23 protein-coding genes and 1 pseudogene are annotated in these 26,353 nt (G+C 73.7%); 15 read left to right on the top strand and 9 right to left on the bottom strand.

From position 1 onward, the window contains the following. Positions 1-33 precede the first annotated feature (33 nt). The gene (pruA, locus tag AC07GB_RS00735; RefSeq protein ID WP_478841050.1) at positions 34-1,665 is read left to right on the top strand and encodes an L-glutamate gamma-semialdehyde dehydrogenase; all 1,632 of its coding nucleotides are present in this window, start codon (positions 34-36) and stop codon (positions 1,663-1,665) included. Positions 1,666-1,754: 89 nt separating this feature from the next. Here pruA and AC07GB_RS00730 read toward each other — a convergent pair whose 3' ends face one another. Beyond that, a complete protein-coding gene (locus tag AC07GB_RS00730; RefSeq protein ID WP_478841049.1) occupies positions 1,755-2,630 on the bottom strand; it encodes an alpha/beta fold hydrolase in 876 nt (291 codons plus the stop codon). Positions 2,631-2,777: 147 nt separating this feature from the next. Between AC07GB_RS00730 and AC07GB_RS00725 the strand changes: the two genes are divergently transcribed. Next, a complete protein-coding gene (locus AC07GB_RS00725; RefSeq protein WP_478841048.1) occupies positions 2,778-3,887 on the top strand; it encodes an alkene reductase in 1,110 nt (369 codons plus the stop codon). Here the strand turns inward: AC07GB_RS00725 and AC07GB_RS00720 are convergent. From AC07GB_RS00720 to AC07GB_RS00705, 4 genes are all read right to left on the bottom strand, one after another. Then, positions 3,866-4,597: a nitroreductase family protein gene (locus tag AC07GB_RS00720; RefSeq protein WP_478841047.1), complete on the bottom strand. Its 732-nt coding sequence runs from the start codon at positions 4,595-4,597 to the stop codon at positions 3,866-3,868. The two genes, AC07GB_RS00725 and AC07GB_RS00720, sit on opposite strands and share 22 nt — an antisense overlap. A gap of 126 nt (positions 4,598-4,723) precedes the next feature. Then, entirely contained in the window at positions 4,724-5,917 is a 1,194-nt protein-coding gene (locus tag AC07GB_RS00715) for a lysophospholipid acyltransferase family protein (RefSeq protein ID WP_478841046.1), read from the bottom strand. Further along, positions 5,914-6,777, bottom strand: a complete 864-nt coding sequence (locus AC07GB_RS00710) for a phosphatidate cytidylyltransferase (RefSeq protein WP_478841045.1) — start codon at positions 6,775-6,777, stop codon at positions 5,914-5,916. Before AC07GB_RS00710 ends, AC07GB_RS00715 begins: the two co-directional genes overlap by 4 nt. Beyond that, positions 6,774-7,376: a CDP-alcohol phosphatidyltransferase family protein gene (locus AC07GB_RS00705; RefSeq protein ID WP_478841044.1), complete on the bottom strand. Its 603-nt coding sequence runs from the start codon at positions 7,374-7,376 to the stop codon at positions 6,774-6,776. Before AC07GB_RS00705 ends, AC07GB_RS00710 begins: the two co-directional genes overlap by 4 nt. A gap of 52 nt (positions 7,377-7,428) precedes the next feature. On the opposite strand from AC07GB_RS00705, the gene AC07GB_RS00700 reads away from it, so the two are divergent. After that, positions 7,429-7,989 carry a GNAT family N-acetyltransferase gene (locus AC07GB_RS00700; RefSeq protein WP_478841043.1) on the top strand — a complete coding sequence of 187 codons (561 nt, stop codon included), beginning with the start codon at positions 7,429-7,431 and terminating at the stop codon, positions 7,987-7,989. Positions 7,990-8,020: 31 nt separating this feature from the next. On the opposite strand, the gene AC07GB_RS00695 is transcribed toward AC07GB_RS00700, so the two are convergent. Further along, a complete protein-coding gene (locus AC07GB_RS00695) occupies positions 8,021-9,028 on the bottom strand; it encodes an NADP-dependent oxidoreductase (RefSeq protein WP_478841042.1) in 1,008 nt (335 codons plus the stop codon). A 128-nt stretch (positions 9,029-9,156) separates the two neighbouring features. Between AC07GB_RS00695 and AC07GB_RS00690 the strand changes: the two genes are divergently transcribed. Next, a complete protein-coding gene (locus AC07GB_RS00690) occupies positions 9,157-10,083 on the top strand; it encodes a LysR family transcriptional regulator (RefSeq protein ID WP_478841041.1) in 927 nt (308 codons plus the stop codon). Between the two features lie 185 nt (positions 10,084-10,268). Then, positions 10,269-10,397 carry a hypothetical protein gene (locus AC07GB_RS00685; RefSeq protein ID WP_267885566.1) on the top strand — a complete coding sequence of 43 codons (129 nt, stop codon included), beginning with the start codon at positions 10,269-10,271 and terminating at the stop codon, positions 10,395-10,397. 10 nt (positions 10,398-10,407) lie between these two features. On the opposite strand, the gene AC07GB_RS00680 is transcribed toward AC07GB_RS00685, so the two are convergent. Beyond that, positions 10,408-12,015, bottom strand: coding sequence for a purple acid phosphatase family protein (locus tag AC07GB_RS00680; RefSeq protein WP_478841040.1), 1,608 nt, complete (start codon positions 12,013-12,015; stop codon positions 10,408-10,410). A gap of 151 nt (positions 12,016-12,166) precedes the next feature. Between AC07GB_RS00680 and AC07GB_RS00675 the strand changes: the two genes are divergently transcribed. Both AC07GB_RS00675 and AC07GB_RS00670 read left to right on the top strand, forming a co-directional pair. Further along, entirely contained in the window at positions 12,167-13,207 is a 1,041-nt protein-coding gene (locus AC07GB_RS00675; protein WP_478841039.1) for a 3-isopropylmalate dehydrogenase, read from the top strand. Positions 13,208-13,463: 256 nt separating this feature from the next. Continuing rightward, on the top strand, positions 13,464-14,552 hold the full coding sequence (locus AC07GB_RS00670; RefSeq protein WP_478841038.1) for a branched-chain amino acid aminotransferase: 1,089 nt from the start codon (positions 13,464-13,466) through the stop codon (positions 14,550-14,552). A gap of 161 nt (positions 14,553-14,713) precedes the next feature. On the opposite strand, the gene AC07GB_RS00665 is transcribed toward AC07GB_RS00670, so the two are convergent. Continuing rightward, positions 14,714-15,376, bottom strand: a complete 663-nt coding sequence (locus AC07GB_RS00665; protein ID WP_478841037.1) for a TetR/AcrR family transcriptional regulator — start codon at positions 15,374-15,376, stop codon at positions 14,714-14,716. 41 nt (positions 15,377-15,417) lie between these two features. Between AC07GB_RS00665 and AC07GB_RS00660 the strand changes: the two are divergent. Further along, a pseudogene (locus AC07GB_RS00660) lies at positions 15,418-16,359 on the top strand (zinc-binding dehydrogenase); the annotation flags it as partial. Here AC07GB_RS00660 and AC07GB_RS00655 read toward each other — a convergent pair. After that, positions 16,251-17,843, bottom strand: a complete 1,593-nt coding sequence (locus AC07GB_RS00655; RefSeq protein ID WP_478841036.1) for a cytosine permease — start codon at positions 17,841-17,843, stop codon at positions 16,251-16,253. The pseudogene AC07GB_RS00660 and the gene AC07GB_RS00655 overlap by 109 nt on opposite strands. A 196-nt stretch (positions 17,844-18,039) precedes the next feature. Between AC07GB_RS00655 and ureA the strand changes: the two genes are divergently transcribed. From ureA to AC07GB_RS00620, 7 genes are all read left to right on the top strand, one after another. Continuing rightward, a complete protein-coding gene (gene ureA, locus AC07GB_RS00650; protein ID WP_478841035.1) occupies positions 18,040-18,726 on the top strand; it encodes an urease subunit gamma in 687 nt (228 codons plus the stop codon). Next, positions 18,723-20,411, top strand: coding sequence for an urease subunit alpha (locus tag AC07GB_RS00645; protein WP_478841034.1), 1,689 nt, complete (start codon positions 18,723-18,725; stop codon positions 20,409-20,411). The genes ureA and AC07GB_RS00645 overlap by 4 nt, the downstream gene beginning before the upstream one ends. 26 nt (positions 20,412-20,437) lie before the next feature. Then, a complete protein-coding gene (locus AC07GB_RS00640) occupies positions 20,438-21,463 on the top strand; it encodes an agmatine deiminase family protein (protein ID WP_478841033.1) in 1,026 nt (341 codons plus the stop codon). An 87-nt stretch (positions 21,464-21,550) separates the two neighbouring features. Next, positions 21,551-22,108: a TetR/AcrR family transcriptional regulator gene (locus AC07GB_RS00635; RefSeq protein WP_478841399.1), complete on the top strand. Its 558-nt coding sequence runs from the start codon at positions 21,551-21,553 to the stop codon at positions 22,106-22,108. A 114-nt stretch (positions 22,109-22,222) separates the two neighbouring features. Then, on the top strand, positions 22,223-23,491 hold the full coding sequence (locus AC07GB_RS00630) for a TolB family protein (protein WP_478841032.1): 1,269 nt from the start codon (positions 22,223-22,225) through the stop codon (positions 23,489-23,491). A 140-nt stretch (positions 23,492-23,631) separates the two neighbouring features. Next, complete coding sequence (locus tag AC07GB_RS00625; protein WP_478841031.1) at positions 23,632-24,720, top strand: TolB family protein; 1,089 nt, start codon at positions 23,632-23,634, stop codon at positions 24,718-24,720. Positions 24,721-24,932: 212 nt separating this feature from the next. Continuing rightward, on the top strand, positions 24,933-26,186 hold the full coding sequence (locus AC07GB_RS00620) for a TolB family protein (protein WP_478841030.1): 1,254 nt from the start codon (positions 24,933-24,935) through the stop codon (positions 26,184-26,186). Positions 26,187-26,353 lie beyond the last annotated feature (167 nt).

Raw genomic sequence — 26,353 nt, 5'->3', positions numbered from 1 at the left:
AGAGCCCCCCGCACAAAAGGAGCCAAGGAACTCATGGACGCTGTCACCCAGGTCCCCGCCCCGGTCAACGAGCCGGTACACGGCTACGCCCCGGGCTCCCCGGAGCGCGCCCGGCTCGAGGCCAAGCTCAAGGAGCTGTCCGAGAACCCGATCGAGCTGCCGATGACCATCGGCGGCGTGAAGCGCCTCGGCGGCGGCGAGCCCTTCCAGGTCGTCCAGCCGCACAACCACAAGGCCGTCATCGGCACCGGCCGCGGCGCCACCCAGCAGGACGCGCAGGACGCGATCGACGCCGCGCTCGCCGCCGCCCCGGCCTGGCGCGCGATGTCCTTCGACGACCGCGCCGCGATCATCCTGCGCGCCGCCGAGCTGCTGTCCACGACGTGGCGCGAGACGCTGGCCGCCTCCACCATGCTCGGCCAGTCCAAGACCGCCCAGCAGGCCGAGATCGACACGCCCTGCGAGCTGGTCGACTTCTGGCGCTTCAACGTGAAGTACGCCCGTGACCTGCTCGCCGAGCAGCCCCCGGCGAACTCCACCGGCGTGTGGAACCGCCTGGACCACCGCCCGCTGGAGGGCTTCGTCTACGCGATCACGCCGTTCAACTTCACGGCCATCGCGGGCAACCTGCCGACCGCCCCCGCCCTGATGGGCAACGTGGTCGTGTGGAAGCCGTCCCCGACGCAGACGCACGCCGCGGTGCTGCTCATGCAGCTCCTGGAGGAGGCGGGCCTGCCCAAGGGCGTCATCAACCTGGTGACCGGCGACGGCATCGCCGTCTCCGACGTGGCCCTGCACCACCCGGACCTGGCCGGCATCCACTTCACCGGCTCGACCCGCACCTTCCAGCACCTGTGGAAAACGGTCGGCACCAACATCGAGAAGTACCGCTCCTACCCGCGCATCGTGGGCGAGACGGGCGGCAAGGACTTCGTGGTGGCGCACCCCAGCGCCGACCGCGCCGTCCTGAAGACCGCGCTGACCCGCGGCTCCTTCGAGTTCCAGGGCCAGAAGTGCTCGGCCACCTCGCGCGCCTACATCCCGGCCTCCATCTGGAACGACGGGTTCAAGGAGGAGTTCGCGGCCGAGGTCGACGGCATCAAGATGGGTGACGTCACCGACCTGTCGAACTTCATCGGCGCCGTCATCGACGACCGCGCGTTCGCCAAGAACAAGGCGGCGATCGACCGCGCCAAGGCCGACGAGACCTGCACGATCGTCGCGGGCGGCAGCTACGACGACTCCGAGGGCTACTTCGTGCGCCCGACCGTCGTCGAGTGCTCCGACCCGGACAACGAGGTCTTCAAGGACGAGTACTTCGGCCCGTTCCTGGCTGTGTACGTCTACGAGGACGACAAGTACGACGAGATGCTGACCCAGATGGAGTCGGTGTCGGCCTACGCGCTCACCGGCTCGGTCATTTCCAACGACCGCGCCGCGGCCGCGTACACGATGGAGAAGCTCCGCTACGCCGCGGGCAACTTCTACATCAACGACAAGTCGACCGGCGCCGTCGTGGGCCAGCAGCCCTTCGGCGGCGGCCGTGCCTCCGGCACCAACGACAAGGCGGGCGCCCCGCAGAACCTGATGCGCTGGACGCTGACCCGCGCCATCAAGGAGACGCTGGTCGCGCCGACCGACTACGGCTACCCGCACATGGGCTGACGGCAGCCCCCTGAACCCCGCCCCCGGCTTGGGCCCCACCCCGGCCGGGGGCGGTGTCGTACCCGCATCCGCATCCGCACCCGCCTCGCTCAGCGCGCCCTGCGGGCGAGGAAGTCGTCGACGAGGCCCGCGATCTGCCCGGCGTGCGTCTCCAGGGCGAAGTGCCCCGTCGGCAGCAGATGCACCTCGGCGTCGGGCAGGTCCCGCTGGAAGGCGGTGGCGCCGTCGCGCACGAAGATCTCGTCGTGCGCGCCCCACACCGCGAGCACCGGCACCTGGCTCTCGCGGAAGTACGCCTGGAAGTCCGGGTACAGCGCGATGTTGCTGCCGTAGTCGCCGATGAGCGCGAGCTGGATCTCCGCCTGCCCCTCGCGCGCCATGGAGGCGGCGTCGTGCTCCCACGCGTCGGGGCTGATCAGGTCGCGGTAGCGCGCGGGGACGCCGTGCGTGTACTGCCACTTCACGCCCTCCGGGGAGCGGATCTCCCGCACGGGCGCGGCCGTCTCCTCGCTCGGCTCCTTGATGTACGCGAACACGGGCGCCCAGGCCTCGGCGCCGATGCCCTCCTCGTACGCGTTGCCGTTCTGCGTGACGATCGCCGTGATCCGCCCGGGGTGGGCGAGCGCGAGGCGCAGGCCGATCGGCGCGCCGTAGTCCTGGACGTACAGCGCGAACCGGGTCAGGCCGATGCGCTGGGTGAACTCGGCGGTGACGTCGGCCAGTTCGGCGAAGGTGTACGGGAAGGAGTTCGCGGCGGGCGCCGCCGAGCGCCCGAAGCCGATGTGGTCGGGCGCGATGACGCGGTAGCGGTGCGCGAGCCGCGGGATGAGGTCCCGGAACATGTGCGAGCTGGACGGGAAGCCGTGCAGCAGCAGGAGCACGGGCGCGTCGGCGGGCCCCGCCTCGCGGTAGAAGATCTCGTGGCCGCGGACGGTGGTGGTGCGGTAGTGGACCTGGGCGCTCATCGCTCTAACCCCTCAAGAAGTCTTTGATGGTTGACGCAGGACGAGTGGACCACGCCCGCCTCTAACCAGTCAAGGAGTATTAAGAGGTTAGGGGAGTTCCAGGGAGGACTTGAAACTGACACCTGTGTCAGCTTCTACCGTTCCGGCATGACGCAGAACTCGCTCCTCACCCCGTACGCCGCCCCCTTCGGCCACCTGTCCAACCGCATGGTCATGGCCCCGATGACCCGCTTCCGCGGCGAGGAGGACGGCACCCCGCAGCCGATCGTCGCCGACTACTACGCCCAGCGGGCGAGCGCGGGGCTCATCGTCACCGAGGGCATCTGGCCCAGCAGCCGCGGCCAGAGCGGCTGGCGCGTCCCCGGCCTGGAGACGGCCGCGCACGTCGCGGGCTGGCGGCGGGTCACCGACGCCGTGCACGCCGCGGGCGGACGGATCTACGCCCAGCTCATGCACGGCGGCCGGCACGGTCACCCGCTGTCCCGCATCGACGGCGACGCGCCCGCCGCCCCCTCGGCCGTGGTCTCGCCCGAGCTGGTGCACGTGCGCGACGGCGGCAAGGCCGAGCCGGTGACCCCGCGCGTGATGACCCTCGACGACATCCGCACCGCCGTCGAGGACCACGTGGCCGCCGCCCGCAACGCCGTCGCGGCGGGCTTCGACGGCGTCGAACTGCACGGCGCCAACAGCTACTTGATCCACCAGTTCCTCGCGGACAACACGAACCTCCGCGACGACGCGTACGGCACGGGGTCCATCGAGAACCGCATCCGCTTCGCGGTCGAGGTGGTCCGCGCGGTCGCCGACGCCATCGGCGCGGAACGGCTCGGCCTGCGGCTCTCGCCCGGCAACCCGCAGTTCGGCATGTACGAGGCCGACCCGGGGCCCGTCTACCGCGCCCTGCTCGCCCGGCTCGACGGGCTCGGCCTGGCCTATCTGCACCTCACCGACAACGACCGCTACCCCGCCCTGGACGACCTGCGCCCCCGCTGGAGCGGCACCCTCATCGCCAACGTCGGCGAGAACGGCGACCCCACGACGAGGGAGGCAGGCGAGGCCGTCATCGCCGACGGCCGCGCCGACCTCGTCTCCTACGGCAGGGCGTTCCTCACCACCCCGGACCTGCCGCACCGTTTCGCGGTGGGCGCGCCGCTGAACGACTTCGACGCGGCGCACCTGTACACCAACGGCCCCGAGGGGTACACCGACTACCCCGCCCTGCGGTCCCGGGAGCTTCAGACCTCCACGAGCACCTGATCGAGGGACTTGCGCACCAGATCGGGGACCTGGCAGTCCGGTGCCGGATAGCCGACGGGGATCACCGCGAACGCCTTCTCGTTCTCCGGCCGTCCGAGCACCTCGGACAGGAACCGCATCGGGCTCGGCGTGTGGACGAGCGCGGCGAGCCCCGACAGGTGCAGCGCGGACAGCAGCATGCCGACCGCTATGCCGACCGACTCGTCGACGTAGTAATGCTTGTGCTTGGTGCCGTCGTCCCCGAGCCAGTACCGCTGCTGGAACACGACGATCAGGGCGGGCGCGTCCGTCAGGTGCGGCTTCACCTCGTCCGTGCCCAGCGGGCGCAGCGCGGCCAGCCACTCCTCGCCAAGCCGCCCGTCGTACGAGATCCGCTCCTCCTGCTCGGCGGCCTCCCGGATGCGGCGGCGCACCTCCGGGTCCTGCACGAGGACGAACGTCCACGGCTGCTGGTGGGCGCCCGACGGCGCGGTCGCCGCGCACGCGACGGCGTCCCGCACGACCTGCGGCGGCACCGGGTCCGACGAGAACTGCCGCACGGTGCGCCGCTGCCGCATCCGCTCCTTCAACTCGGCCGCGTGCGCGAGGGATTCGTCCGCGGGCATGCGGTCGGGCCGGTACGGCACGGAGCGGTACGGCTGGCCGTGGATGGGCGTCCAGCGCTCGGCGGGGTGTCCGGTCTCCGGCTTGTGCTGTTCGGTATCAGGCATGCCTCGATTCTGGGACCGGGGGCGGCGGGGCGCCATGGTGCGTACCAATGCAATACGCGTGGGACGCACGCCCGTTGAGCGGCGTCAGCTCCCGTCCGTCAGCTCCCGTCCGTCAGCTCCAGCCCGTCAGCTCCAGCCCGTCACGATCAGGCCGAGCCCCGCCGCGAACCCGCCGCCCAGCAGGGCCAGATACGTGCCGTAGTGGCGACGGAGCCGGTGCGCCAGGAAGCCGAACGCGCCGAACCCCAGGCCCACGGTGAGCGTGCGCGAGCCGCGCGAGAGCGCCGACTCGGCCAGCCAGTCGGGCGCGTCGACCCCGGCACGGCCCGCCTCGGCCGCGTACACCTTGAAGGGGATGCCGTTCCACGGCTGGTGGCGGACCGCCGCCGCGCCCTCGGCCGTCAGCTCGTGGCGTACTTCCGCGCGCATCCGGTCCGTGGTGAGCGGATGCGGCAACTGCACGCCCGCAGAGGCAAGGTGCAGCGCGAGCAGGCCGCCGCCGAGGCTGCCGCCCAGGGCCGCCAGGGCCAGCTTGAGGGACCTGCGGGGCAGCGCCACGCACGCGATCGCGAGGAACAGCTCCGGCATCAGCGGCCAGCTCAGCGCCTCCGCGCACGCCCACGCGCACGCCAGCGGCAGGCCCCAGCGGGAACCGGCCACCGCCGCGACCCGCCCCCGGGCGCGGGAGTCCCGCAGGGGCTCGGCCGCGGTGCGCCGGTGCAGCTCGGCCACCGCCGCGCGCGCCTCCTCCGGCGTCACCGTCGGCGGCAGCGGCTCCCCGATCGTCACGCGCACCAGGGACGGGCGCAGCCTGCCGTGCTTCGGCAGCAGCCGGTCGGTGCCCGCGATGCCCACGGGGACCACCGGCACGTCCGCCTGCCGGGCCAGGACCAGGGCGCCCTTGTGGAAGGTGCCGAGAGCGCCGCTCCGGGCGCGGGTGCCCTCCGGGAACAGCACCACCGCGTGGCCCGCGCGCAGCGCGTCCGCCCTGGCCAGGAGGTCGTCCATGCCGCCGCCTGTCCGGCGTACGGGGAAACCGGCGGCCAGGCGGGCGCAGACGCGGCGCCGCCAGGGGGACGCGAACCAGTAGTCCGCGGCCGCGGCGATCGTGGGGGAGTGCCGCGCGTCCAGGGCGGCGAGCAGAGCCGCGGTGTCGGCGTGCGAGGTGTGGTTGGCCACGACCACGCAGCCGCCTTCCGGCAGGGCGCCCTTGCGGGTGATGCCGCCGGTGAGGGTGAGGAGGGTGCGCCACAGGGCGGCCCTCGCGGGGGCGCCCCAGGCCCGCCCCTTCCCCTTCTTTCTCCCGTGCCAGGGCCTCACGCCGCCACCGCCATCGCCAGGAGCAGGGCCAGGAGCAAGGAGTCCACCCGGTCCAGGAGGCCGCCGAAGCCGGGGAGCCAGGTGCCCGCGTCCTTGACACCCGCCTCGCGCTTCACCATGGACTCCAGGAGGTCGCCCAGGACGCAGCCGGCGAGCACCGCCGCCCACAGCGTCACCGTGAGCGCGCCGACCGCCGCGAGGGCCAGGGCCGTCGCCGCGGCGGTGCCCAGGACCCCGGCCCACGTCTTGTTGGGGGACAAGGGGGAGAGGGGCCGGGCCGACGGGCCCCCGCGGCCCAGGGCCGTGCCCGCGCACCACGCGCCGATGTCACCGAAGGCCACCGCGACCCCCACCGCCACCGCCACGCCGTCCAGCACGACCAGGCCGGTGAGCGAGACCGGGATCCAGAGCACGCCGAAGAGCGTGCGGCACGCCCGGGTGAAGCCGTGCTCGCTGTCGCCGGTCAGGAGCGCCGGCAGGGCCGACATGATCAGCAGGGCCGCGGCCGCGCGCACGTCGAGGGCGCCGGGCACGCGCCACGCCGCCGCCGGCAGCAGGACCGCGGCGACCCCGAGCACCGCCCGCTCCCCGCGCGCCAGCTGGGCCATGCGGGCGTACTCCGCCACGGCGACCACACCGAGCCCTGCCGCCAGGACGAACGCCCCCGCCGTGCCCGCCCAGAACGCGCCGAGGAACAGCGGAGCCGCGAGCGCCCAGGTCCGCCAGCGCCTGCGCAGCTCGGCCCGCATCCGCACCCGGGACGGCAGCGCGGCGACGGCGACGCCGCCCGCGCCGAGCGCCCCCGCCACCACCGGCACGGCCCGCGCGGCCGTCTCACCCGCCAGGAACGCGACGCTCATCGGGACCCCAACTCCCCCCACAGACGCCCGCACCGCACGGCCGCCGTCAGCGCGGAGCCCGCGGCGATCACCACGAGCACGGGCGCCGCCCAGGCGGACGCGGCGGCCACCACGACGAGGGCGCAGCGCTCCGTCTTGCCCACCGGGCCGCCGTTCAGGCGCGGGGCGCCCGCCGCCGCGCCCGCGAGGGACACCCAGGACGGCAGGGTCGCCGCGCCCGCCGCCGTGACGACGAGCCAGAGCGGGGCGAGCGGCAGGAAGCCCGCCAGCATCACCAAGTCGGCCGCGCGGTCGCCGAGTTCGTTGAGCAGGGCGCCGCGCCGCGTCGCGCGGCCGGTGTCGCGGGCCAGGGCGCCGTCCAGGTTCGCGCACGCCAGGCGCGCCGCGAGCAGCGCCGCCACCGGGAGCGCGGCCAGCGGCGCGGGCAACCACGCCAGGGCCGCCGCCGCGCCCGCGGCGCACACCACGCCCGCCGCCGTCAGCGCGTCCGGCGACACCGCGCGGCGGGCGAGCGCACCGCGCACGCCGGACAACTTGGCGGCGTACCAGGGCTTGAGGGCGTAGAGGCCGAGGCCGTGGGATCCGGATGAACCGTTCATGCCGTCGACTCTGCCGCCGTCCGGGCCCCGGCAAATCGGGATGCGTACTCAGATGCCGCCTGAGTACCGTGAGCGCGTGACCGCACAGACCACCCTCCGCACGGCGCACACCGCCGGCCTCGCCCCCGCCGACCTGGCGGCGGCCCGCGCCCTGATGGACCTGGCCTTCGACGGGGACTTCTCCGACGAGGACTGGGACCACGGGCTCGGGGGCATGCACGCCCTCGTCCACGACGCCGAAGGGGAGCTGCTCGCGCACGGCTCCGTGGTGCAGCGGCGCGTCCTGCACAACGGCCGCTCGCTGCGCGTCGGTTACGTGGAAGCGGTCGCCACCCGCCCGGACCGGCAGCGGCAAGGACTCGGCGGGCAGGTCATGGGCGCCCTGGAGGCGATCGTCGAGCGGGCCTACGACCTGGGCGTCCTCTCCCCGTCCACGGAGGGCGAGAAGCTGTACCTCGCGCACGGCTGGCAGACCTGGACGGGGCGCGTGGGCACGCTCGGCCCGAAGGGCGTGGAGGAGATGCCCGACGAGGACGCGCCCATGATCTGGGGCGCCGACCTCGACCCCGCGCACCCGCTGCTCATCGACTGGCGCGACGGGGACGTGTTCTAGGGCGCGCGCCCGGCCGGTCCGCGCGGCCCGGCTACGCGGGCGCCCCCGTGGCCCGCACGATCATCTTCCCCACGTTCCCACCCCGCAGCATCCCCAGGAACGCCTCGACGATCCGGTCGAAGCCGTCCACCACCGTCTCGTCCAGGGCGATCCGGCCGCTGCGCAGATGCGGGACCACGAAGTCGTACAACTCCTCCTGCACGTCGTAGTAGTCGCGCACGTGGAAGCCCTCCATGCGCAGGCTCTTCTCCACCATCTCGGAGAGGTTGCGGGGCGCGGCCAGGGCCTCGGTGCTGTTGTACTGCGCGATCGTGCCGACGCGCAGGACGCGGCCGCGGTACCGCAGGCTCTCGATGGCCGCCTCCAGCTGCTCGCCGCCGACGTTGTCGACGTAGAGGTCCACGCCGCCGGGCGCCGCCTTCGCGAGCAGCTCGGCGGCGGGTCCCTCGTGGTAGTCGAAGACGTCGTCGTAGCCGACGTGCTCCTTGAGGTACGCGACCTTCGCCGCGGAGCCCGCGCTGCCGACGACCCGGCCCGCGCCGAGGAGCTTCGCCAGGCGCCCGGCGGCCGTGCCGACGCCGCCCGCCGCCGCCGACACGAACAGGTCGTCGCCCGCGCGCACCGGCGTGATCCGGGTCAGGCCGACGTACGCGGTCAGGCCGGTGCCGCCCAGGACGCTCAGGTGCGCGGAGAGCGGCACCCCGGCGAAGCGCGGCAGGACCCGGGCCTCCTGCTGCGTCACCACCGCGTGGGTGCGCCAGCCCTTGCGGTGGAAGACGACCTCCCCCTCCGGGAGCGACGGCTCGCGCGAGGCGATGACCCGCCCGAGGGTGCGGCCCTCCAGCGGCGCGTCGAGCGCGAAGTCGCCGTCCATCATCTCCCGGTGGTACGGATCCACCGACCAGTAGAGGTTCTCCACGAGCGCCGAGCCGGGCCCGGGCTCCGGCAGCCCCGACTCCACGAACGCGAAGTGCGCGGGGGTGGGGAAGCCGTGCGGGCGGGCGGTCTGGTGGACGGTCAGGGCCGTGTCGCTGCTCATGCCGGGAAACGTACGGCGGGAATGCGGGCGCGCGGCAGAGGGTTCGGCTCATGGAACGCGACGAACCATGAACACTCCTCATAGGCACAGGTCACGCCCCTCGGGGCCGGAAGGGACGAGGGGAACCCATGACCGGACACGACATCGCCCCGCACGAGCTGCGGATCATCGTGGCCGTCGAGCAGGCCCGCAGCTTCTCCGGCGCCGCCGCGGCGCTCGGCCTGACGCAGTCGGCGGTCTCGCACTCGGTGCGCGGCACGGAGAAGAAGATCGGCGCCGTGCTCTTCGAGCGGGGCCGCAGGGGCGCCGCGCCCACCGCGGCGGGCGAGCGCGCCGTCGCCCACGCCCGGCGCGTGCTCCGGCTCCTGGAGACCCTCGCCGCCGAGGCGCGCGCCGCCGCCGCGGGCGACGGCCCGGCCGCCGTCACCGGGCCGCTGCGCATCGCCGCGTTCCGCAGCGCCGCCCTGCACCTGCTCCCGCCCGCGCTCGCGGGCCTGCGCGCCCGTCACCCCGGCGTCGAGCCCGAGGTGCGCGTCGTGCGGGAGCTGGGGCGCGGCACCGCGGGCGAGGTCGCCGACGGGCGCGCCGACCTCGGCATCGCCACCCTCGGCACGACCTCGCCGGTCCCGCCCGGGCTCGTCGGCGGCGTGCTGGTGGAGGAGCCCTACGCGTTCGTGCACCCGGCCGGGCACCCGGACCCGCGCTCGCTGCCGCTCGTCGACTGGGCCGAGAACTGCACCTCGTACACCCGTGACTGGTGGGCGCGCCAGGACTGGCTGCCGAAGGCCACCACGCAGACCGAGGACGACGGCGCGGTCCTCGCGATGGTGAGCGCCGGGCACGCCATGGCGGTCATGCCCGCCCTGTCGCTCACGGGGGCGCCGCCCGGCGTGGCGGTCATCGACCTCGGCCCCGGACGGCCTACCCGCTCCGTGGGCTACGTCACCACGCCCGAGCAGGCCGGAACGCACGTGGTCAGGGCCCTGATCCGGGAGCTGAGAGCGGCTGCGGCGGCGGTGGCCGTCTCAAATAGTAGGAAGCCCGAGTATTTGTAGAGACAGAAAGCGGAAGCTGTCCTAGCTTTGTAGGAGCCGAACGTCTCGCTCGATCAAGCGAACGGCGGATGAGAGCACGGCCCCGCGCAGGCGAACCCTGCGGCCCCGCTCCCCGCCCTTTCCGGCGTCTCGTAACCCTTTGCGTCCCGTTCCCCGGACGCCTGGTTCGAAGGAGTCGAATATCCATGGCCGAGACGACCGTCCGACGAGTCCGCCGCAGCCTCCGCCCCAGCGACGCCGAGCGCAAGAACGCCGCCGCCGCCCTCCAGCGGGCCCTCGACCGCAGGGACAACGGCGGCGAGACAGGGCACTGAGCCGCCCCGCCTAGTTCCCGTACGTCCCGCGCTTGATCTCGAAGTGGTCGACGCGCTCGCCGCTCTCGGCGAGCGCGGAGACCGTCATCCTGGGGCGCGCCCCGGCCGTCACCTCCACCGCGAGGAATGAGAAGCCGGTGTAGCGCACCCGTGACCACTCGACCGTGTCGGGGTCGGGCAGGCGCAGCTTGGTCCAGTGAAATGTGACAATCGGGTCCCGGTCTGTCACATGTTCCTCGTAGCTGTCCTTCACCCCGGCCGGGAAGCTGTAGAGGTCCTTGCCCGCGCCGCCCGCGGTGACGTACACGATGCCGTCACGCGTCGGATCGGTCGACGCCCCGATGGGCACGGGCCTGCCGACCTCGCCGCCCTTGATGGCGTCGGTCCGCTCGTACACGTGGTTGTGGCCGTTGATGACCAGGTCCACCTGGTGCTTGGCGAACAGCGGCAGCCAGGCGTCGCGCACCCCGCCGTCGGAGCCGTGCGTCGCCGTCGAGTACGCGCAGTGGTGGAAGAAGACGACCACGAAGTCGACGTCGTCGTGGGCGCGCAGCTCGCCCAGGCGCTTGTCGAGCCACGCGGTCTGCTTGCCGTCCGTGTAGCCCTTGTTGGCGGGTATCTCGTACGACACGTCGTTGGCGTCCAGGGCCACGACGCCGACGTTGCCGTAGCGGAACGAGTAGACGCCGGGCGCGTTCGACGGGTCGAAGCCGTTCTCGGGCAGCGACCAGCGGGCCGACTGGCCGCCGTAGCCGTTCGGCGAGTACCAGGCCTCCATGTCGTGGTTGCCGGTCGTCACCATCCACGGCACGGACTTCGCCACCGACTCCGTCTGCGCGAGGAACGTGTCCCACACGCGGGCGTCGTACCGGTCCGTCTCCTTGCCGTGCCCGGTGGTGTCCGCGTAGCAGATGTCGCCCGCGTGCAGGTGGAACGACGGGTTCTGACCCAGGATCACCTGGTCGGTGGCGAGCGCGTGATAGCTCACGCCCTGGTCGCCGAAGGCCGTGAAGACGAACTTCTCCGGCCGCGCGGGGGCGGTGCGGAACGTGCCGACCGTGCCCGCGCGCTCGGGCGACGCGGGGTCGAAGCCGTCGTGGCCGACGCCGTAGTAGTACGTCGTGCCGGGCTCCAGGTCGTCCAGGGCCGCGTGCAGGTAGTACTGCTCGACCTCGGGGAGCTTGCGGGAGAGCGACGGCGTGCGCAGGTCCCGCACCTCCGCGGGGATCTTCTGGCTCAGCTCCCAGGGCTCGCGGCCCACGCGTAGGTAGGGGGACTTGACCGCGAACGGCACCTGCCAGGAGACGCGCATCTGCGTCCGCGGATCGGCGCCGAAGGCGAGATGGCGGCCGAAGGGCGCGACGAGGCGCCCGTCCACCCGCACCGGCGCGGGCGGCGCCGCGAGCGAGCGCGGCCCCGCGTCGGGCCCGCGCCGCTCGGCGTACGCGCTGCCGGAGCTGCCGGCGAGCAGCCCGAGCCCGCCCGCGGCGCCCGCGGTCGCGAAGGAACCGGCGAGCACCTTGCGCCGGGAGAGCCTCCCGCGCAGGTACTCGTGCTGCTCGGCCATGGTCATCCGCCGCGCGAGCCGCTCGGGGATGCCGACGTTGGGGGTGTCCATGACCTGGGAACTTCCCAGGGACGCCGAACTCCCGCCAGACGTACGGGTGAAGAGAGCGTGTCCGTGTGGTGGCGTACGCGCGGAGGGACACGGGATGTCCACATCGCGGACGGCCCGTGTCATTGAATGGGACGAAAGGTAGGGTGCCGCCATGTCTCGCAGCATCAATCTCGCAGTGATCCCCGGTGACGGGATCGGCCCGGAAGTCGTGGCCCAGGGGCTCAAGGTCCTCAACGCCGTCCTCCCGCAGGATGTGAAGCTGGAGACCAAGGAGTACGACTTCGGCGCGCGGCGCTACCACGCCACCGGGGAGACCCTCACCGACGCCGACCTCGCGGACCTGAAGAAGCACGACGCGATCCTGCTCGGCGCCATCGGCGACCCGTCCGTGCCCTCCGGCGTCCTGGAGCGCGGCTTCCTGCTCAAGCTCCGCTTCGCCTTCGACCACCATGTGAACCTGCGCCCGAGCAAGCTCCTGCCCGGTGTCGCGACCCCGCTCGCCGGGCAGCCCGAGATCGACTTCGTCGTCGTACGCGAAGGCACCGAAGGCCCCTACACCGGCAACGGCGGCACCATCCGCCAGGGCACCGAGCACGAGGTCGCCACCGAGGTGTCCGTCAACACGGCCTTCGGCGTGGAGCGCGTGGTGCGCGACGCCTTCGCCCGCGCCCAGGCGCGGCCGCGCAAGAAGCTCGCGCTCATCCACAAGAACAACGTCCTGGCCTTCGCCGGCCACCTGTGGACGAACGTCTTCAACCGGGTGGCCGCCGAGTTCCCGGACGTCACCACCGAGTACATGCACGTGGACGCGGCGACGATCTACCTCGTCACCCAGCCCGAGCGCTTCGACGTGATCGTCACCGACAACCTCTTCGGCGACATCATCACCGACCTCGCCGCGGCCGTCTCCGGCGGCATCGGCGTCGCCGCCTCCGGCAACATCAACCCCGCGCGCACCTTCCCCTCGATGTTCGAGCCCGTGCACGGCTCGGCGCCCGACATCGCGGGCCAGGGCAAGGCCGACCCCACCGCGACCGTGCTGTCCGTCGCCCTGCTCCTGCGCCACCTCGGGTACGACACCGAGGCGAGCCGGGTCGAGGAGGCCGTCTCCGCCGACCTCGGCGCCCGCGGTACCGCGGCCCGCGGCACCGACGAGATCGGCGACGCGCTCGCCGTACGGGTGGCGGGCTGACCCGGCCGCCCTTCGCACCCCACTCGAAGCCGCCGGGTCCCCGTGGACACCCGGCGGCTTCTCGTATCCGGGGGCCGGGTGTCACCATCGGATCCCAGGGGCCGCAGATCCCGCTGTTTCGTCCACGGAACCCCACGAGCGATAATCGGACGTGGGGCCGCGAAGCGGCGCACACCTGTACGCCGTGAGCACCGAGCGCGTACGGCCTGAGTGAGCGCGGTCCGTCACACACGAAACCGGTGAAGGACACGCAACCATGACGACGCCCACGATCGAGCTGAAGCCCTCTTCGACCCCGGCCCAGGCCGCGGAGCGCGAGGCGGTGCTTGCCAACCCCGGGTTCGGCCGCCACTTCACCGACCACATGGTGACGATCCGCTGGACCGAGGGCCGCGGCTGGCACGACGGCCAGCTGGTGCCCTACGGCCCGCTCTCGCTCGACCCGGCGACGAACGTCCTGCACTACGCGCAGGAGATCTTCGAGGGCATGAAGGCCTACCGCCAGCCCGACGGCTCGGTCGCCCTGTTCCGCCCCGAGGCCAACGCCCGTCGCTTCCAGTCCTCCGCGCGCCGCCTCGCCATGCCGGAGCTGCCGGTCGAGACCTTCATCGAGGCCTGTGACGTCCTGGTGCGCCAGGACATCGACTGGGTGCCGGGGCACGGCGGCGAGGAGTCCCTCTATCTGCGCCCCTTCATGATCGCGACGGAGGCGAGCCTCGGCGTCAAGCCCGCCAACGAGTACCTCTTCGTGGTCATCGCCTCCCCCGCGGGCGCCTACTTCCCCGGCGGCGTCAGGCCCGTCTCCATCTGGCTCTCCGAGGACCGCGTGCGCGCCGTCCCCGGCGGCATGGGCGACGCCAAGACCGGCGGCAACTACGCCGCGTCGCTGCTCGCGCAGGCCGAGGCCGCCGCGAAGGGCTGCGACCAGGTCGCCTACCTCGACGCCGTCGAGCACAAGTGGGTCGAGGAACTGGGCGGCATGAACCTGTACTTCGTGTACGGCGACAGGATCGTGACCCCGTCCCTCTCCGGCTCCATCCTGGAGGGCATCACCCGCGACTCCCTCCTGACCGTCGCCCGCGACCTCGGCTATGTGTCCGAGGAGGCCCGCGTCTCCATCGACCAGTGGCAGACCGACACCGAGAACGGCACGCTCACGGAGGTCTTCGCCTGCGGCACGGCCGCCGTGATCACGCCCGTCGGCACCGTCAAGGCGCAGCGCGGCGAGTGGGAGCAGAGCGGCGGCCGCCCCGGTGAGGTCACCATGCGGCTCCGCGAGGCGCTGCTCGACATCCAGCGCGGCGTGCGCGAGGACAAGCACGGCTGGATGCACCGCCTGGGCTGAGCCCCCGCCTGATCATCCGTCCCGAGGGCCGGGCCCGGCAGTCACTGCCGGGCCCGGCCCTCGTGCGTCCCGGGCGGGCCGTGCCCCGAAGGGGCGCGGGGAACTGCGCGACCAGCCACAACGAACCCGCGGACGCCCGATGGCGCGGCGCGGCGGAGCGCTCAGTCCGCTTTGGCGCGCGCGGTCAGGGCCAGGCTCTCGGGCAGGGCCGCGCAGGCCCGGCGGAAGGCGGCGGCGAGGTCCGCGCGGGTCGCGGTGCCCGCGTCCGCCGTCCAGGCCTCCAGGCCCCGGTGCCACGCGACCACGAGCAGGTCGACGGCCAGGTGCGCGCGCAGCCGGTCCTGCTCGTGCGGGGCGCCGCCGAGGTCGAAGCGGCGTACGACGAGGTCCAGGGCGGCGCGCCCGGTGCGGTCGCAGAAGGCGAGGCCGTGCGCGTCCATCGACGGGTTGCGGGCGGCGAGGCGGCGGCTGAGCAGCACGCGGTGCGCCCACTCCTCGCCGGGCATGCGGTCGAGGGCGGCGAGCAGCGCGTCGCGCAGCAGCTCGCTCAGCGGGCCGCCGTCGGGCCGCGCCGCGCCGAGTTCGTCGAGGAACACCGTCCACAGGTCGTGCAGCGGTGCGGCCGCCACGTCTTCCTTGCTGGTGAACGTGCGGAAGAAGGTCCGCTTGGACACCTCGACGGCGTCACACAGCTCGTCGAGCGTGACGTGGTCGAAGCCGCGCTCCGTGAACAGTTCGAGGGCCGTGTCGATGAGCGCCTGCCGGGTGCGGAGCTTCTTGCGCTCGCGCAGGGAGAGGGGGGCGGCGGCCCGGTCGGTGTCCATGAGAGGAGTGTAGTCGGGTAGCCAATGCCCCTTGATGGCTTATGCCACTCAGTGGCACTATGGCGATGCCCGTTCCCGTACCGGAAACGGTGCCTGTTCCCGTACTGGAAAGAGGTGCCCTCGTGCGCGCTCTGCTCGTCGACCCTTCCGCCCCGGCCGGACTGCGCCTCGGTACGGCGCCCGACCCCGTGCCCGCCACCCACCAGGCCCTGGTCCGCGTGACCGCGACCTCCCTGAACAACGGCGAGGTCACCCACCTCGTGCCGGGCGCGGAGCTGGGCGCCGTGCTCGGCTGGGACGCGGCCGGGTTCGTGGAACGGGCGGCCGCCGACGGCTCGGGACCCGCGGCGGGCACGCCCGTGGTGACCCTGGGGGAGGCCGGGGGGTGGGCCGAACTCCGCGCGGTGGACACCGGGTCGCTCGGCGTCGTGCCCGAGGGCGCGGACCTCGGCGTCATCAGCACGGTGCCCGTCGCCGGACTCAGCGCGCTGCGGGCCCTGCACCGGATCGGACCGATCCTCGGGCGGCGCGTCCTGGTCACCGGGGCGACGGGCGGCGTCGGACGGTACGCGGTACAGCTCGCCCGGCAGGGCGGGGCGTACGTCGTGGCCACGACCGGGGATCCCCAGGCGCACGGCGAGCGGCTGCGGCAGCTCGGCGCCCACGAGGTCCTCGCGGACCCCGCCGACGCCGAGGCGGCCGTGGACGGCGTGGTGGACCTGGTGGGCGGCCGTCAGCTCGTCGCCGCGTACGAGGCGTTGGCGGCCGGGGGCACGCTGGTGGCCGTGGGGCACGCGGGCGGCGACGACGAGCACTTCGCACACGGGGTGCTGTACGGCAACCTGGGCCGGCACGACCGCGCGGTGGTGAGCTTCTACCTGCTGGGCGGGGGCGCTCCCCTGGGGCGGGACCTCGCGTGGCTCGCGGAGCAGGTCGCCGGCGGCAGGCTCGACGCGGGCGTGGCGTGGCGCGGCGCCTGGGACGAGGCGGACAGCGCGGTGCGGGACCTGCGGGACAGGAAGCTCCACGGCAAGGCGGTGCTCGACATCGGGTGACCCGGCGGAGGCGGCGCCTCGCCGGTCCCGGAAGGCGCGGCTCCGGGGGATATCGCGTAGGCGGCGCCCCCCACCGCCCCCGACAGCAGGAAGCTCACGTCCACCCCGCCGGTCAGGGCGAGCAACGGCCCCTCGTAGGAGGGCAGGGACACCGCAAGCAGGCCCACCGCCGCGCCGAGCGCCCAGGCGCCCGTGGCCCAGGGGTTCCAGCCGCCCCGGAACCAGTAGATCCCGCCCCGCGCGCGGCGGTTGAAGACCTGGAGCGCCTCCGCGTCGTACGCGCCCCGGCAGCGCGCGAACCCGATGAGCGTGATGACGGCCCAGGGCGTGCCGATGGCCGTGAGCAGCAGGACGAAGGACGTCATCGCGTCCTGCGCGGCCCAGGCGAAGTGCCCGGCGAACACGCACCCCGTGGCGACCACCGCCACGGCGCACGTGGCCCGCGCCCGCGACGCCCTCGGCACGATCGCGTCCAGGTCGAGCCCCATCGAGTACAGCATCAGGCCCGCGTTGCCGACCGACCCGGCGCAGGCGGCGAGCAGCAGCGGGACCAGGTACCAGCCGGGGGCCGCCGCGACCAGCGGCCCGGCGTAGTCCAGGGCGGCCCTCGCCGCGTACGCCGTGAAGGTGCCGAAGAGCTGGGGCACCAGGAGCCCCGCGACCAGGCCCAGGCAGGTCGCCCGCAGGACCGGACCCGAGCCGTGCCGGGCGGGGGAGACGTACCGCGTGTAGTCGCCGAGCAGGGTGATGAAGGCGATGGGGCCCGACAGGCCCGCGGCCACCAGGGCGAGGGTCCAGGTCGGCCAGAAGGAGCCGAGCGCGTAGCCGCCCGCCCCGGGCGGCGCGGCCGTGGTGAAGTCCGGCGCGTAGGCCACGACGCCGAGGACCAGGAGTGCCGTCATGCCGACCGCGAGCACGCGGGAGAGCCGCAGCAGCACCTGGTAGCCGTACACCGCGCCGCCCACGGTCGCCGCCGAGAGCACCACGTACACCAGCGCGTACGTGGGTGCGCCCGTGGGCAGTCCGCACAGCCGGTGCAGGGTGCCCACCATGACGTCGCCGCCGATCCACAGCGTCAGCGCGGTGTAGCCGAGCGAGAGCAGCAGCCCGACCGCCGAGCCGACCAGGCGGCCGCGCACGCCGAACTGGGCGCCGGAGGACGTGGACAGGTTCGTGGCCGTACGCAGCGACACCAGGGCGAGGGGCGCGGTCAGCGCGGTGCCGACCAGGGTGCCCGCCACCACCGCGGACACGGACTGCCACCAGTCCAGGCCGAACGACACCGGCAGCCAGCCGAAGACGATCACGCCAAGACAGAGGTTGGAGCCGAGGAGGATCGCGGCCACGTCGCGGGGGCCGCTGGTGCGCTCCTCCTCGGGGACGGTGTCGACTCCGCGCTGTTCGATCGGCATGAAGGCCCCTGACGTGGTCGCTCGACGGAAGACGGGCTGAGCGTGCGAAGTGTTTGAGTGGCGTTCAATGTGAGGGATGCCGTGCCACCGCGTCAATGGGTGAGGCTTCCGCGTTCTCGTTTCTCTGCTTAGAGTGGCGTTCAAATGTGTGGGCGCCCGAGCCGTGCGGGTGCCCCGCGGATGCGAGGTGCCTGGCATGCGACTGACCCCGACCGAACGCGACCGGCTGCTGCTCTTCGGCGCCGCCGAGCTGGCCCGCGCCCGCAGGGCGCGCGGGCTGCGGCTCAACGTGCCCGAGGCGACCGCCCTCGTCGCCGACACCGTGTGCGAGGCGGCGCGCGACGGCGCCCGGCTCGCCGAGGCCATTGAGCGGGCCAGGGCCGTGCTCGGCCCGGACGACGTGCTTCCGGGTGTCGCGGACGTGGTGACCGAGGTGCACGTGGAGGCCGTCTTCGACGACGGCTCCCGGCTCGCCGTCGTGTCCCACCCGATCGGCGGCGACGGCGGCGGCGACGAGGCGCCCGGAGCCCTGCTCCCGGGGCCCGCGCACGCCGACCCCGCGCCGGTCGCGGACCTCGCCGTGCGCAACACTGCGACCGTCCCGGTCTCGGTGACCTCGCACTTCCACTTCTTCGAGGCCAACCCGCGGCTCGACTTCGACCGCGCCGCCGCCTACGGCATGCGGCTCGCCGTGCCCGCCGGGTCCTCCGTGCGCTTCGGGCCCGGCGAGCGCGTCGACGTCGGGCTCGTGCCGATCGGCGGCGACCGCGTCGCGATCGGCTTCGCGGGCCTCGTCGACGGCGCGCTCGACGCGCCCGGCGCGAAGGAAGAGGCCCTGCGCAGGGCCGCCGCCTGTGGCTACCTGGGAGCGACCGCACGATGAGCATCGATCCACACGCCTACGCCGCCACGCACGGCCCCCGCGCCGGGGACCGCGTCCGGCTCGGCGACTCCGGCCTGATTGTCCGCGTCGAGTCCGACGCGCAGCGGTACGGCGACGAGTTCCTCGCCGGATTCGGCAAGACCGCCCGCGACGGACTGCACCTCAAGGCCGCCGCGGTCCGCGACACCTGCGACGTCGTGATCAGCAACGTCCTGGTCATCGACGCGGCGCAGGGCATCCGGAAGGTGTCCATCGGCATCCGCGAGGGCCGGATCGCCGCGATCGGGCGGGCCGGGAACCCGGACACCCTCGACGGCGTGGACGTCGTCGTCGGCACCGGTACGTCCATCGTGTCCGGCGAAGGGCTCATCGCCACCGCCGGAGCCGTGGACACCCACGTCCACCTCCTTTCGCCGCGCATCATGGAGGCCTCGCTCGCGTCCGGCGTCACGACGGTCATCGGCCAGGAGTTCGGGCCGGTGTGGGGCGTGGGCGTCAACTCGCCCTGGGCGCTGCGGCACGCGTTCAACGCCTTCGACGCCTGGCCCGTCAACATCGGCTTCCTGGGCCGGGGTTCGTCCTCCGACCCGGCCCCGCTGGTCGAGGCCCTCGCCGAGGGCGGCGCGAGCGGCTTCAAGGTGCACGAGGACATGGGCGCCCACACCCGCGCCCTCGACACCGCGCTGCGCGTCGCCGAGGAGCACGACGTCCAGGTCGCCCTGCACAGCGACGGCCTGAACGAGTGCCTGTCGGTGGAGGACACCCTGAAGGTCCTGGAGGGGCGCACCATCCACGCGTTCCACATCGAGGGGTGCGGCGGCGGCCACGTGCCGAACGTCCTGAAGATGGCGGGCGTGCCGAACGTCATCGGGTCCTCCACCAACCCCACCCTGCCCTTCGGCCGGGACGCCGTGGCCGAGCACTACGGGATGATCGTCTCCGTCCACGACCTGAAGACCGACCTGCCCGGCGACGCCGCCATGGCCCGCGACCGCATCCGCGCCGGGACCATGGGCGCCGAGGACGTCCTGCACGACCTCGGCGCCATCGGCATCACCTCGTCCGACGCGCAGGGCATGGGCCGCGCGGGGGAGACCGTGCGCCGCACCTTCGCCATGGCCGGGAAGATGAAGGCCGACCTCGGCCCGATGGACGGCGACGGCCCCGACGACGACAACGCGCGCGTCCTGCGCTACATCGCCAAGCTCACCCTCAACCCCGCCATCGCGCACGGCCTCGCCCACGAGGTCGGCTCGATCGAGACCGGCAAGCTCGCCGACATCGTGCTGTGGCGGCCCGAGTTCTTCGGGGCCAAGCCGCAGCTCGTGCTCAAGGCGGGCTTCCCCGCCTACGGCGTGGTCGGCGATCCGAACGCCGCGACCGACACCTGCGAACCGCTCGTCCTCGGCCCGCAGTTCGGCGCGTACGGCGCGACCGCCGCCGACCTGTCCGTCGCCTTCGTCGCCCAGGCCGCCGTCGACCAGGGCCACGACCTCATGCCGACGCGCCGCCGCCGCGTCGCCGTGCGCGGCACCCGCGGCATCGGCCCCGCCGACCTGCGCCTGAACTCCCGTACGGGCGCCGTGGACGTGGACCAGCGCACCGGCCTCGTCACCCTCGACGGCGACCCGCTGCGCTCCGAGCCCGCCGACTCGGTGTCCCTCAACCGCCTGTACTTCCTCTGACGCCCGCACCCCCCAAGGACGCACCCATGACCCTGTACATGCCCCCGGAGTGGGCCCCGCACGACCGCACCTGGATGGCCTGGCCGGGACCCAACACCACCTTCCAGGACCCGGCGGACCTGGACGCGTCGCGCCGGGCCTGGGCCGCCGTCGCCCGCGCCGTGCGCCGCTTCGAGCCGGTCACCATGGTGTGCGGGCCCGGCCAGAGCGCGTCCGCCCGGGAATTCCTCGGCCCGGACGTGGAGGTGGTCGAGCGGGAGCTGGACGACGCCTGGATGCGGGACATCGGCCCCACCTTCGTGCACGACACCGCCACCGGGGGCCTCGCCGCCGTCGACTGGGTGTTCAACGGCTGGGGCGCCCAGGAGTGGGCCTCCTGGGAGCACGACGCGAAGGTCGCCCGGCACGTCGCGGACCTCGCGGGCGCCCCCGTGCACGCCTCGCCCCTCGTCAACGAGGGCGGCGGCATCCACGTCGACGGCGAGGGCACCGTCCTCCTCACCGAGACCGTGCAGCTCGGCCCCGAGCGCAACCCCGGCTGGACCCGGGAGCGCGTCGAGGCCGAGGTCCACGCGTGCCTCGGCACCACCGAGGCGATCTGGCTGCCGCGCGGCCTCACCGCCGACTACCCCGGCCACGGCTTCGGCACCCTCGGCCACGTCGACATCGTCGCCGCCTTCGCCGCGCCCGGCGTGGTCCTCGTGCACAGCCAGCGGGACCCGGCCCACCCGGATTACGAGGTCAGCAAGGAGGTCACGGGCCTGCTGCGCGGGCGGACGGACGCCCGCGGCCGCGCCCTGGAAGTCGTCGAGGTGCCCGCGCCCACCGTCCTCGCCGACGACGAGGGCTGGGTCGACTACTCGTATATCAACCACTACCTGTGCAACGGCGGCGTCGTCCTGTGCGGCTTCGACGACCCGCGCGACGAGCAGGCCGCGGGCATCTTCCGGCGTCTTTTCCCGCGCCGCGCGGTCACGCTCGTCGACGCCCGTACGATCTTTGCCGGAGGCGGCGGCATCCACTGCGTCACCCAGCAGCAGCCAAGGATCTAACAGCAGGAGCACCACGTGGCCGAAGCGAGCCCCTCGCGCAGCGCGCGCAGGAACGCGCCCCCGCGCGAAGACGTCCTCGCCACGGCCATGGAGATGATCGCCGAGCGCGGCCTCGAGCAGCTCACCATGGCCGCGCTCGGCCGCGAGGTCGGCATGAGCAGCGGCCACCTCCTCTACTACTTCGGCTCCAAGGACGAGCTGCTCCTGCGCACCCTGGAGTGGAGCGAGGGACAGCTCGGCGCCCGGCGGCGGCAGCTGCTCGCCCAGGACACCACGGCCCGCGAGCGCCTGGACGCGTACATCGACCTGTACGTCCCCGAGGGCCACCGCGACCCGCACTGGACGCTCTGGCTGGAGGTGTGGAACCGCTCGCTCGACGCCGACGCGGGCGGCCGCGACCGACAGGCCGCCATCGAGGGCGCCTGGCACCGCGACCTCGTGGCCCTCCTCGCCGAGGGCGTCTCGCGCGGCGAGTTCCGCGCCGTCGACCCCGACCGGGTCGCGACCCGCCTGCGGGCGCTCCTGGACGGCCTGAGCATCCACCTGGCCATCGGCCTGCGCGGCACCGACCGGCCCCAAGTCCTGGGCCACGCGAGGGAGTTCGCCGACCAGACCCTTGCCACGGGGCCGGCCGCGGACGCTTGACGCCCCGTCCAGGTTGTACGCGTTACGGCTGATTGACCCCCGCGCCCGGTGTGCGCTTGCATCCCCGGTGGGCCCTGGCACCGGGCCGGGGCACGTGCCTTCCGGGGGGATCGCATGGCCACAGACCGGCGGAAGAAGAGACCCGGACCGGCCGCACGGGCGGCGGGCGTGAGCGCCCTGGCCCTCCTGCTCGCGGCCACCGCCCTGCCCGCCGCCGGCGCCGCGCCGGCGCCGCCAGGACCGGCGGCGGGCGCCGGGGCCACACGCCTCATCAGCGTCGCCGTCGACGGCGGCGCGGCGAACGGCCCCTCAAGCTCCCCGGTCGTGAGCGCCGACGGCCGGGTGGCCGCCTTCACCTCGCGGGCGAGCAACCTCGTGCGCGACGACACCGACGACCGGACCGACCTGTTCGTACGGGACCTGCGCCGCGGCAGGACCCAGCGGATCGTGGACAGCGGCGGCGAACTCTCCTCACCGGCGCTCAGCGGAGACGGCCGCTACCTCGCCTACACCGCGCAGGACGGCGACACGACCGCCGTGGTGGTCCGTGACCTGCGGACCGGCAGCGCCGAGCGCGCCGACGTCGACCTGCCGATGCCCTTCGAGAACGGCTCCGCGCCCGCGCTCTCCGCCGACGGCCGCACCGTCGCCTTCACCGTCGACGACACCGACTACACCACCACCGGGGCCCAGGCCGTCTACGTGCGCGACCTGCGTGCCCGGCGCACCGAGCGCGTCAGCTTCCCCGTGGACGGCGACGAGGGCTTCCGCGGCTTCCGCGCCCCGACGATCAGCGCCGACGGCAGGACGGTGGCCTACCAGGCCGTGCGCGGCACCCCGCCGCGCGGCGACTGGTCCGACCTCTACGTCCACGACCGCGACACCGGCGGCGAGACCCAGGCCGACACCCCGTACGACGGCGGCCCCGCGAACGGCGCCGCCACCAACCCGCTGCTCAGCGCGGACGGCTCCACCCTCGCCTTCGACTCCGGCGCCTCCGACCTGGTCCCGGGCGAGGACCCCAACGACAGCGTCAACCCGTTCGTACGCGACCTGCGCACCGGGAAGATCACCCGCGTCGACGCGGTCCTGCCCGGGCCCGAAGGCGTGCTCTCCGTCGACGGGATCTCCGCCCACGGCTCGCAGCTGCTGCTCGACACCTGGCCGGTCCTCACCACCGACGACGCCGAGTTCGTCCGCGACCTGCGCACGGGCGCCGACCGCTTGGTGTCACCGGACAAGGACGGCAGGCCCGCGAACGCCGTGGACGCCCGCATGGACGCCCACGCGCGCACGGTCGTCTTCAGCGGCTTCGACGAGCAGAACTTCGTGGCGGGCGACACGAACGGCGTCCCGGACGTGTTCGTCCGCACGCCGCGCTGAGCGCTTCGCTGGAATCGCCGCGATGGGCCGTCGATCGCCCGCGGGACGTCGTGGCTGGTCGCGCCCGCGCGGCGGAGCCGCATATCGGCACAGCCCCGCGCCCCTTCGGGGCGCTGCCACAAGACCGCTGAGGAGAACCGGTGAGACACCGCCCCACGACGACCCTGCTGAGCGCGGCTCTCCTCGCGGTGCTCGGTGCCACCGCCGCGACGCCCGCGGACGCCGCCCCGCGGGCACCCCGCACCGAACGCGTCAGCACCACGGGTGACGGCGGCCAGCTCGACGGGCCCTCCGAGGACGCCGCGCTCAGCGGCGACGGCCGCCGTGTCGCGTTCGTGACCCGGGCCCCGGGCCTCGGCTGCGCGCGGTTCCTCCCGTGCCTGAAGGTCAAGGACCTGACCACGGGCGCCCTCACCGGCATCGACCTCGGCAGCGGCCACCTGTACGGCTCGCCGCTGCTCAGCGCGGACGGCACCCGCGTCGCCTTCACCGCGGGCAAGCGCTTCACGGCGCCCTACCTCCACGACACCGCGACCGGCACCTCGCAGCGCCTGTGGCCCGATGACCCGCCCGGCTCCGCCGAACTGGGCGCCGTACAGGCCCTGAGCCCCGACGGCAGGCACGTCGCGTACACCATCGGCAACCGCCACGGCCCCCAGGCCACCCGGCTGCTGTACGTCCGTGACACCGCCACCGGCACCGACGAGCTGATCTCACCCCCGGAGGAGGGCGGGAAGGGCGCGGCCTCCGTGAACGGCGACGGCACCCGCGTCGCCTACCAGGTCGGCGGCTACAGCGAGGGCCCCGACGACACCGCGGACGTGTTCCTCAAGACCCGCGGCACGGGCGAGCGCGTCCCCCTCGACCCCGGCCTCGGCACGGCCGAACTGGTCCGGATCAGCGCCGACGGCCACCGGGTCCTCTTCAACGCCCAGGGCGGCCTGTACGTCCACGACGCGCGCACCGGCACGACCCGGCGCGTCACCGACGGCCGCGCCAGGGCGGCCACCGCCACCGCCCGGCACGCCGTGCTCTCCAGGTCCGACGGCCTGTACCTGCTCGACCTGCGCACCGGCCGGAGCACACCCGTCGGCCCGCCCGACGCCCGGGCGGGCGCCGGCGCGGTGGCCGCCAAGGGCCGCGCGGTCACGTTCGGTTCGGCGGCACCCGACCTCGTACCCGACGACACCAACGGCGAGGCCGACGTGTTCGTACGCCACACCCGATAACACGACTGCCATGACTGACACGACTGCCACGACCGCCTCGCTGAGCCCGTTCCGGTGAGGGGGGGCGCGAACGGCGTGTCGGACGTGCCCCCGCACGCCCCCCGGTGCGAACAGTCGTACCAGCAACCAAGCGTGCCCGTACGGCACTCCCTACAGGCAGCGGCTCCGCGAGAGCCGGACCCGCACCACACACCACACGGGGGATCCGAACCATGCGCCACAGCACCCAGCGCGCCGCCCTGGCCGCCGCGGTCGTCGCCGCGGCGGTCACGGCGACCGCCCTGCCCGCCGCCTCCGCGGCGCCCGCCGCGCCGCGCACGGCCGGCGTGAGCGTCACACCGGGCGGCACGGCGGGCAACGCGGCCGTGTCGTCCGCGGTCATCAGCCGCGACGGCAAGGTCGCCGCCTTCGACTCCGAGGCGAGCGACCTGGTGGCCGGGGACACCAACGGCCGCTCCGACGTGTTCGTCCGCACCCTGGCCACCGGAAGGACGGAACGCGTCACGCTGCCGGGCCGCCAGCTCCGTAACCCCTCGCTCAGCGGCGACGGCCGCCACGTCGCCGTCATCACCGCCCCCGCCGGCGACTACGGCGCGTCCGACGTGCGCCTGTACGACCGCAGGACGAAGAAGTTCCAGCGCCTGGACGTGGAGCTGCCGAGCGGCTTCGACGGCAAGGGCGCGGGCACCGTCTCGCTCACCCCGGACGCCCGCTACGCCGTCTTCGACACCCGCAAGCGCGAGGGCTCCGACGGCCAGGTCGTGTTCCTGCGCGACCGGGTGAAGAAGACCACGGAACGGATCAGCCACCCCAACCCCGGCTGGGAGCCGCGCTCCGCGCACACCCCGACGGTCAGCGACGACGGCCGCAAGGTCGTCTACGCGCACAACTACACCAACGGCCCGCGGGGCGACGACTGGAGCGACGTCTGGCTGCGCGACCGCGCCACCGGCCGCCTGACCCAGGTCGACCGCTCCCACGACGGCTCCAGGACCGAGAAGGAGTCCCTGGAGCCGTCCCTCAGCGGCGACGGCCGCAAGGTCGTCTTCGAGTCCCGCGACACCCACCTCGTGCCGGACGACGACGACAAGGCCTGGAACGTCTTCGTCCACGACCTCGCGACCGGCAAGAACCAGCGCGTCCACGGCGCCCAGGGCGGCCCCGGCGCGGCCTACACCCGTGCCCCAGCCATCAGCGCCGACGGCCGCCGCCTCACGTACATGACGGAGGTGAAGGAGCCGGGCAGCCAGTACGGCACCGAAACACCCGTCTACGTACGGGACCTGAGGACCGGCAGGACGGCCCTCGTCACCCCCGACGCCACGGGCGGCACGGCGTCGGCGACGGTGAGCCCGGGCGCCGTCTCGGCGAACGGCAAGCGCGTCGTGTTCCTCTCGGCGGACCCGGGCCTGCTGCGGGGCGACACGAACGACGGCTACGACGCGTTCGTGCGCTACCTCGGCTGACGGCGGCGCCGCGCTCGACCGGTCGTCTCACCATGCGGGCGACCGTTCAAGCGCGGCGCGGCGTATGGCAGGCTGCCCCCATGCTTACCGCCGTGATTATGGGCAGCAGGCGCGCCGGTCCGCAGTGACCGCCCCCGTACGACCGTACGGGGCGGCACCGTCCTCGA

The sequence above is a fragment of the Streptomyces sp. NPDC045778 genome (genome assembly GCF_056431945.1).
The sequence above is the reverse complement of the archived record's forward strand: the minus strand, read 5'-3'. Positions and strand labels throughout refer to the sequence as shown.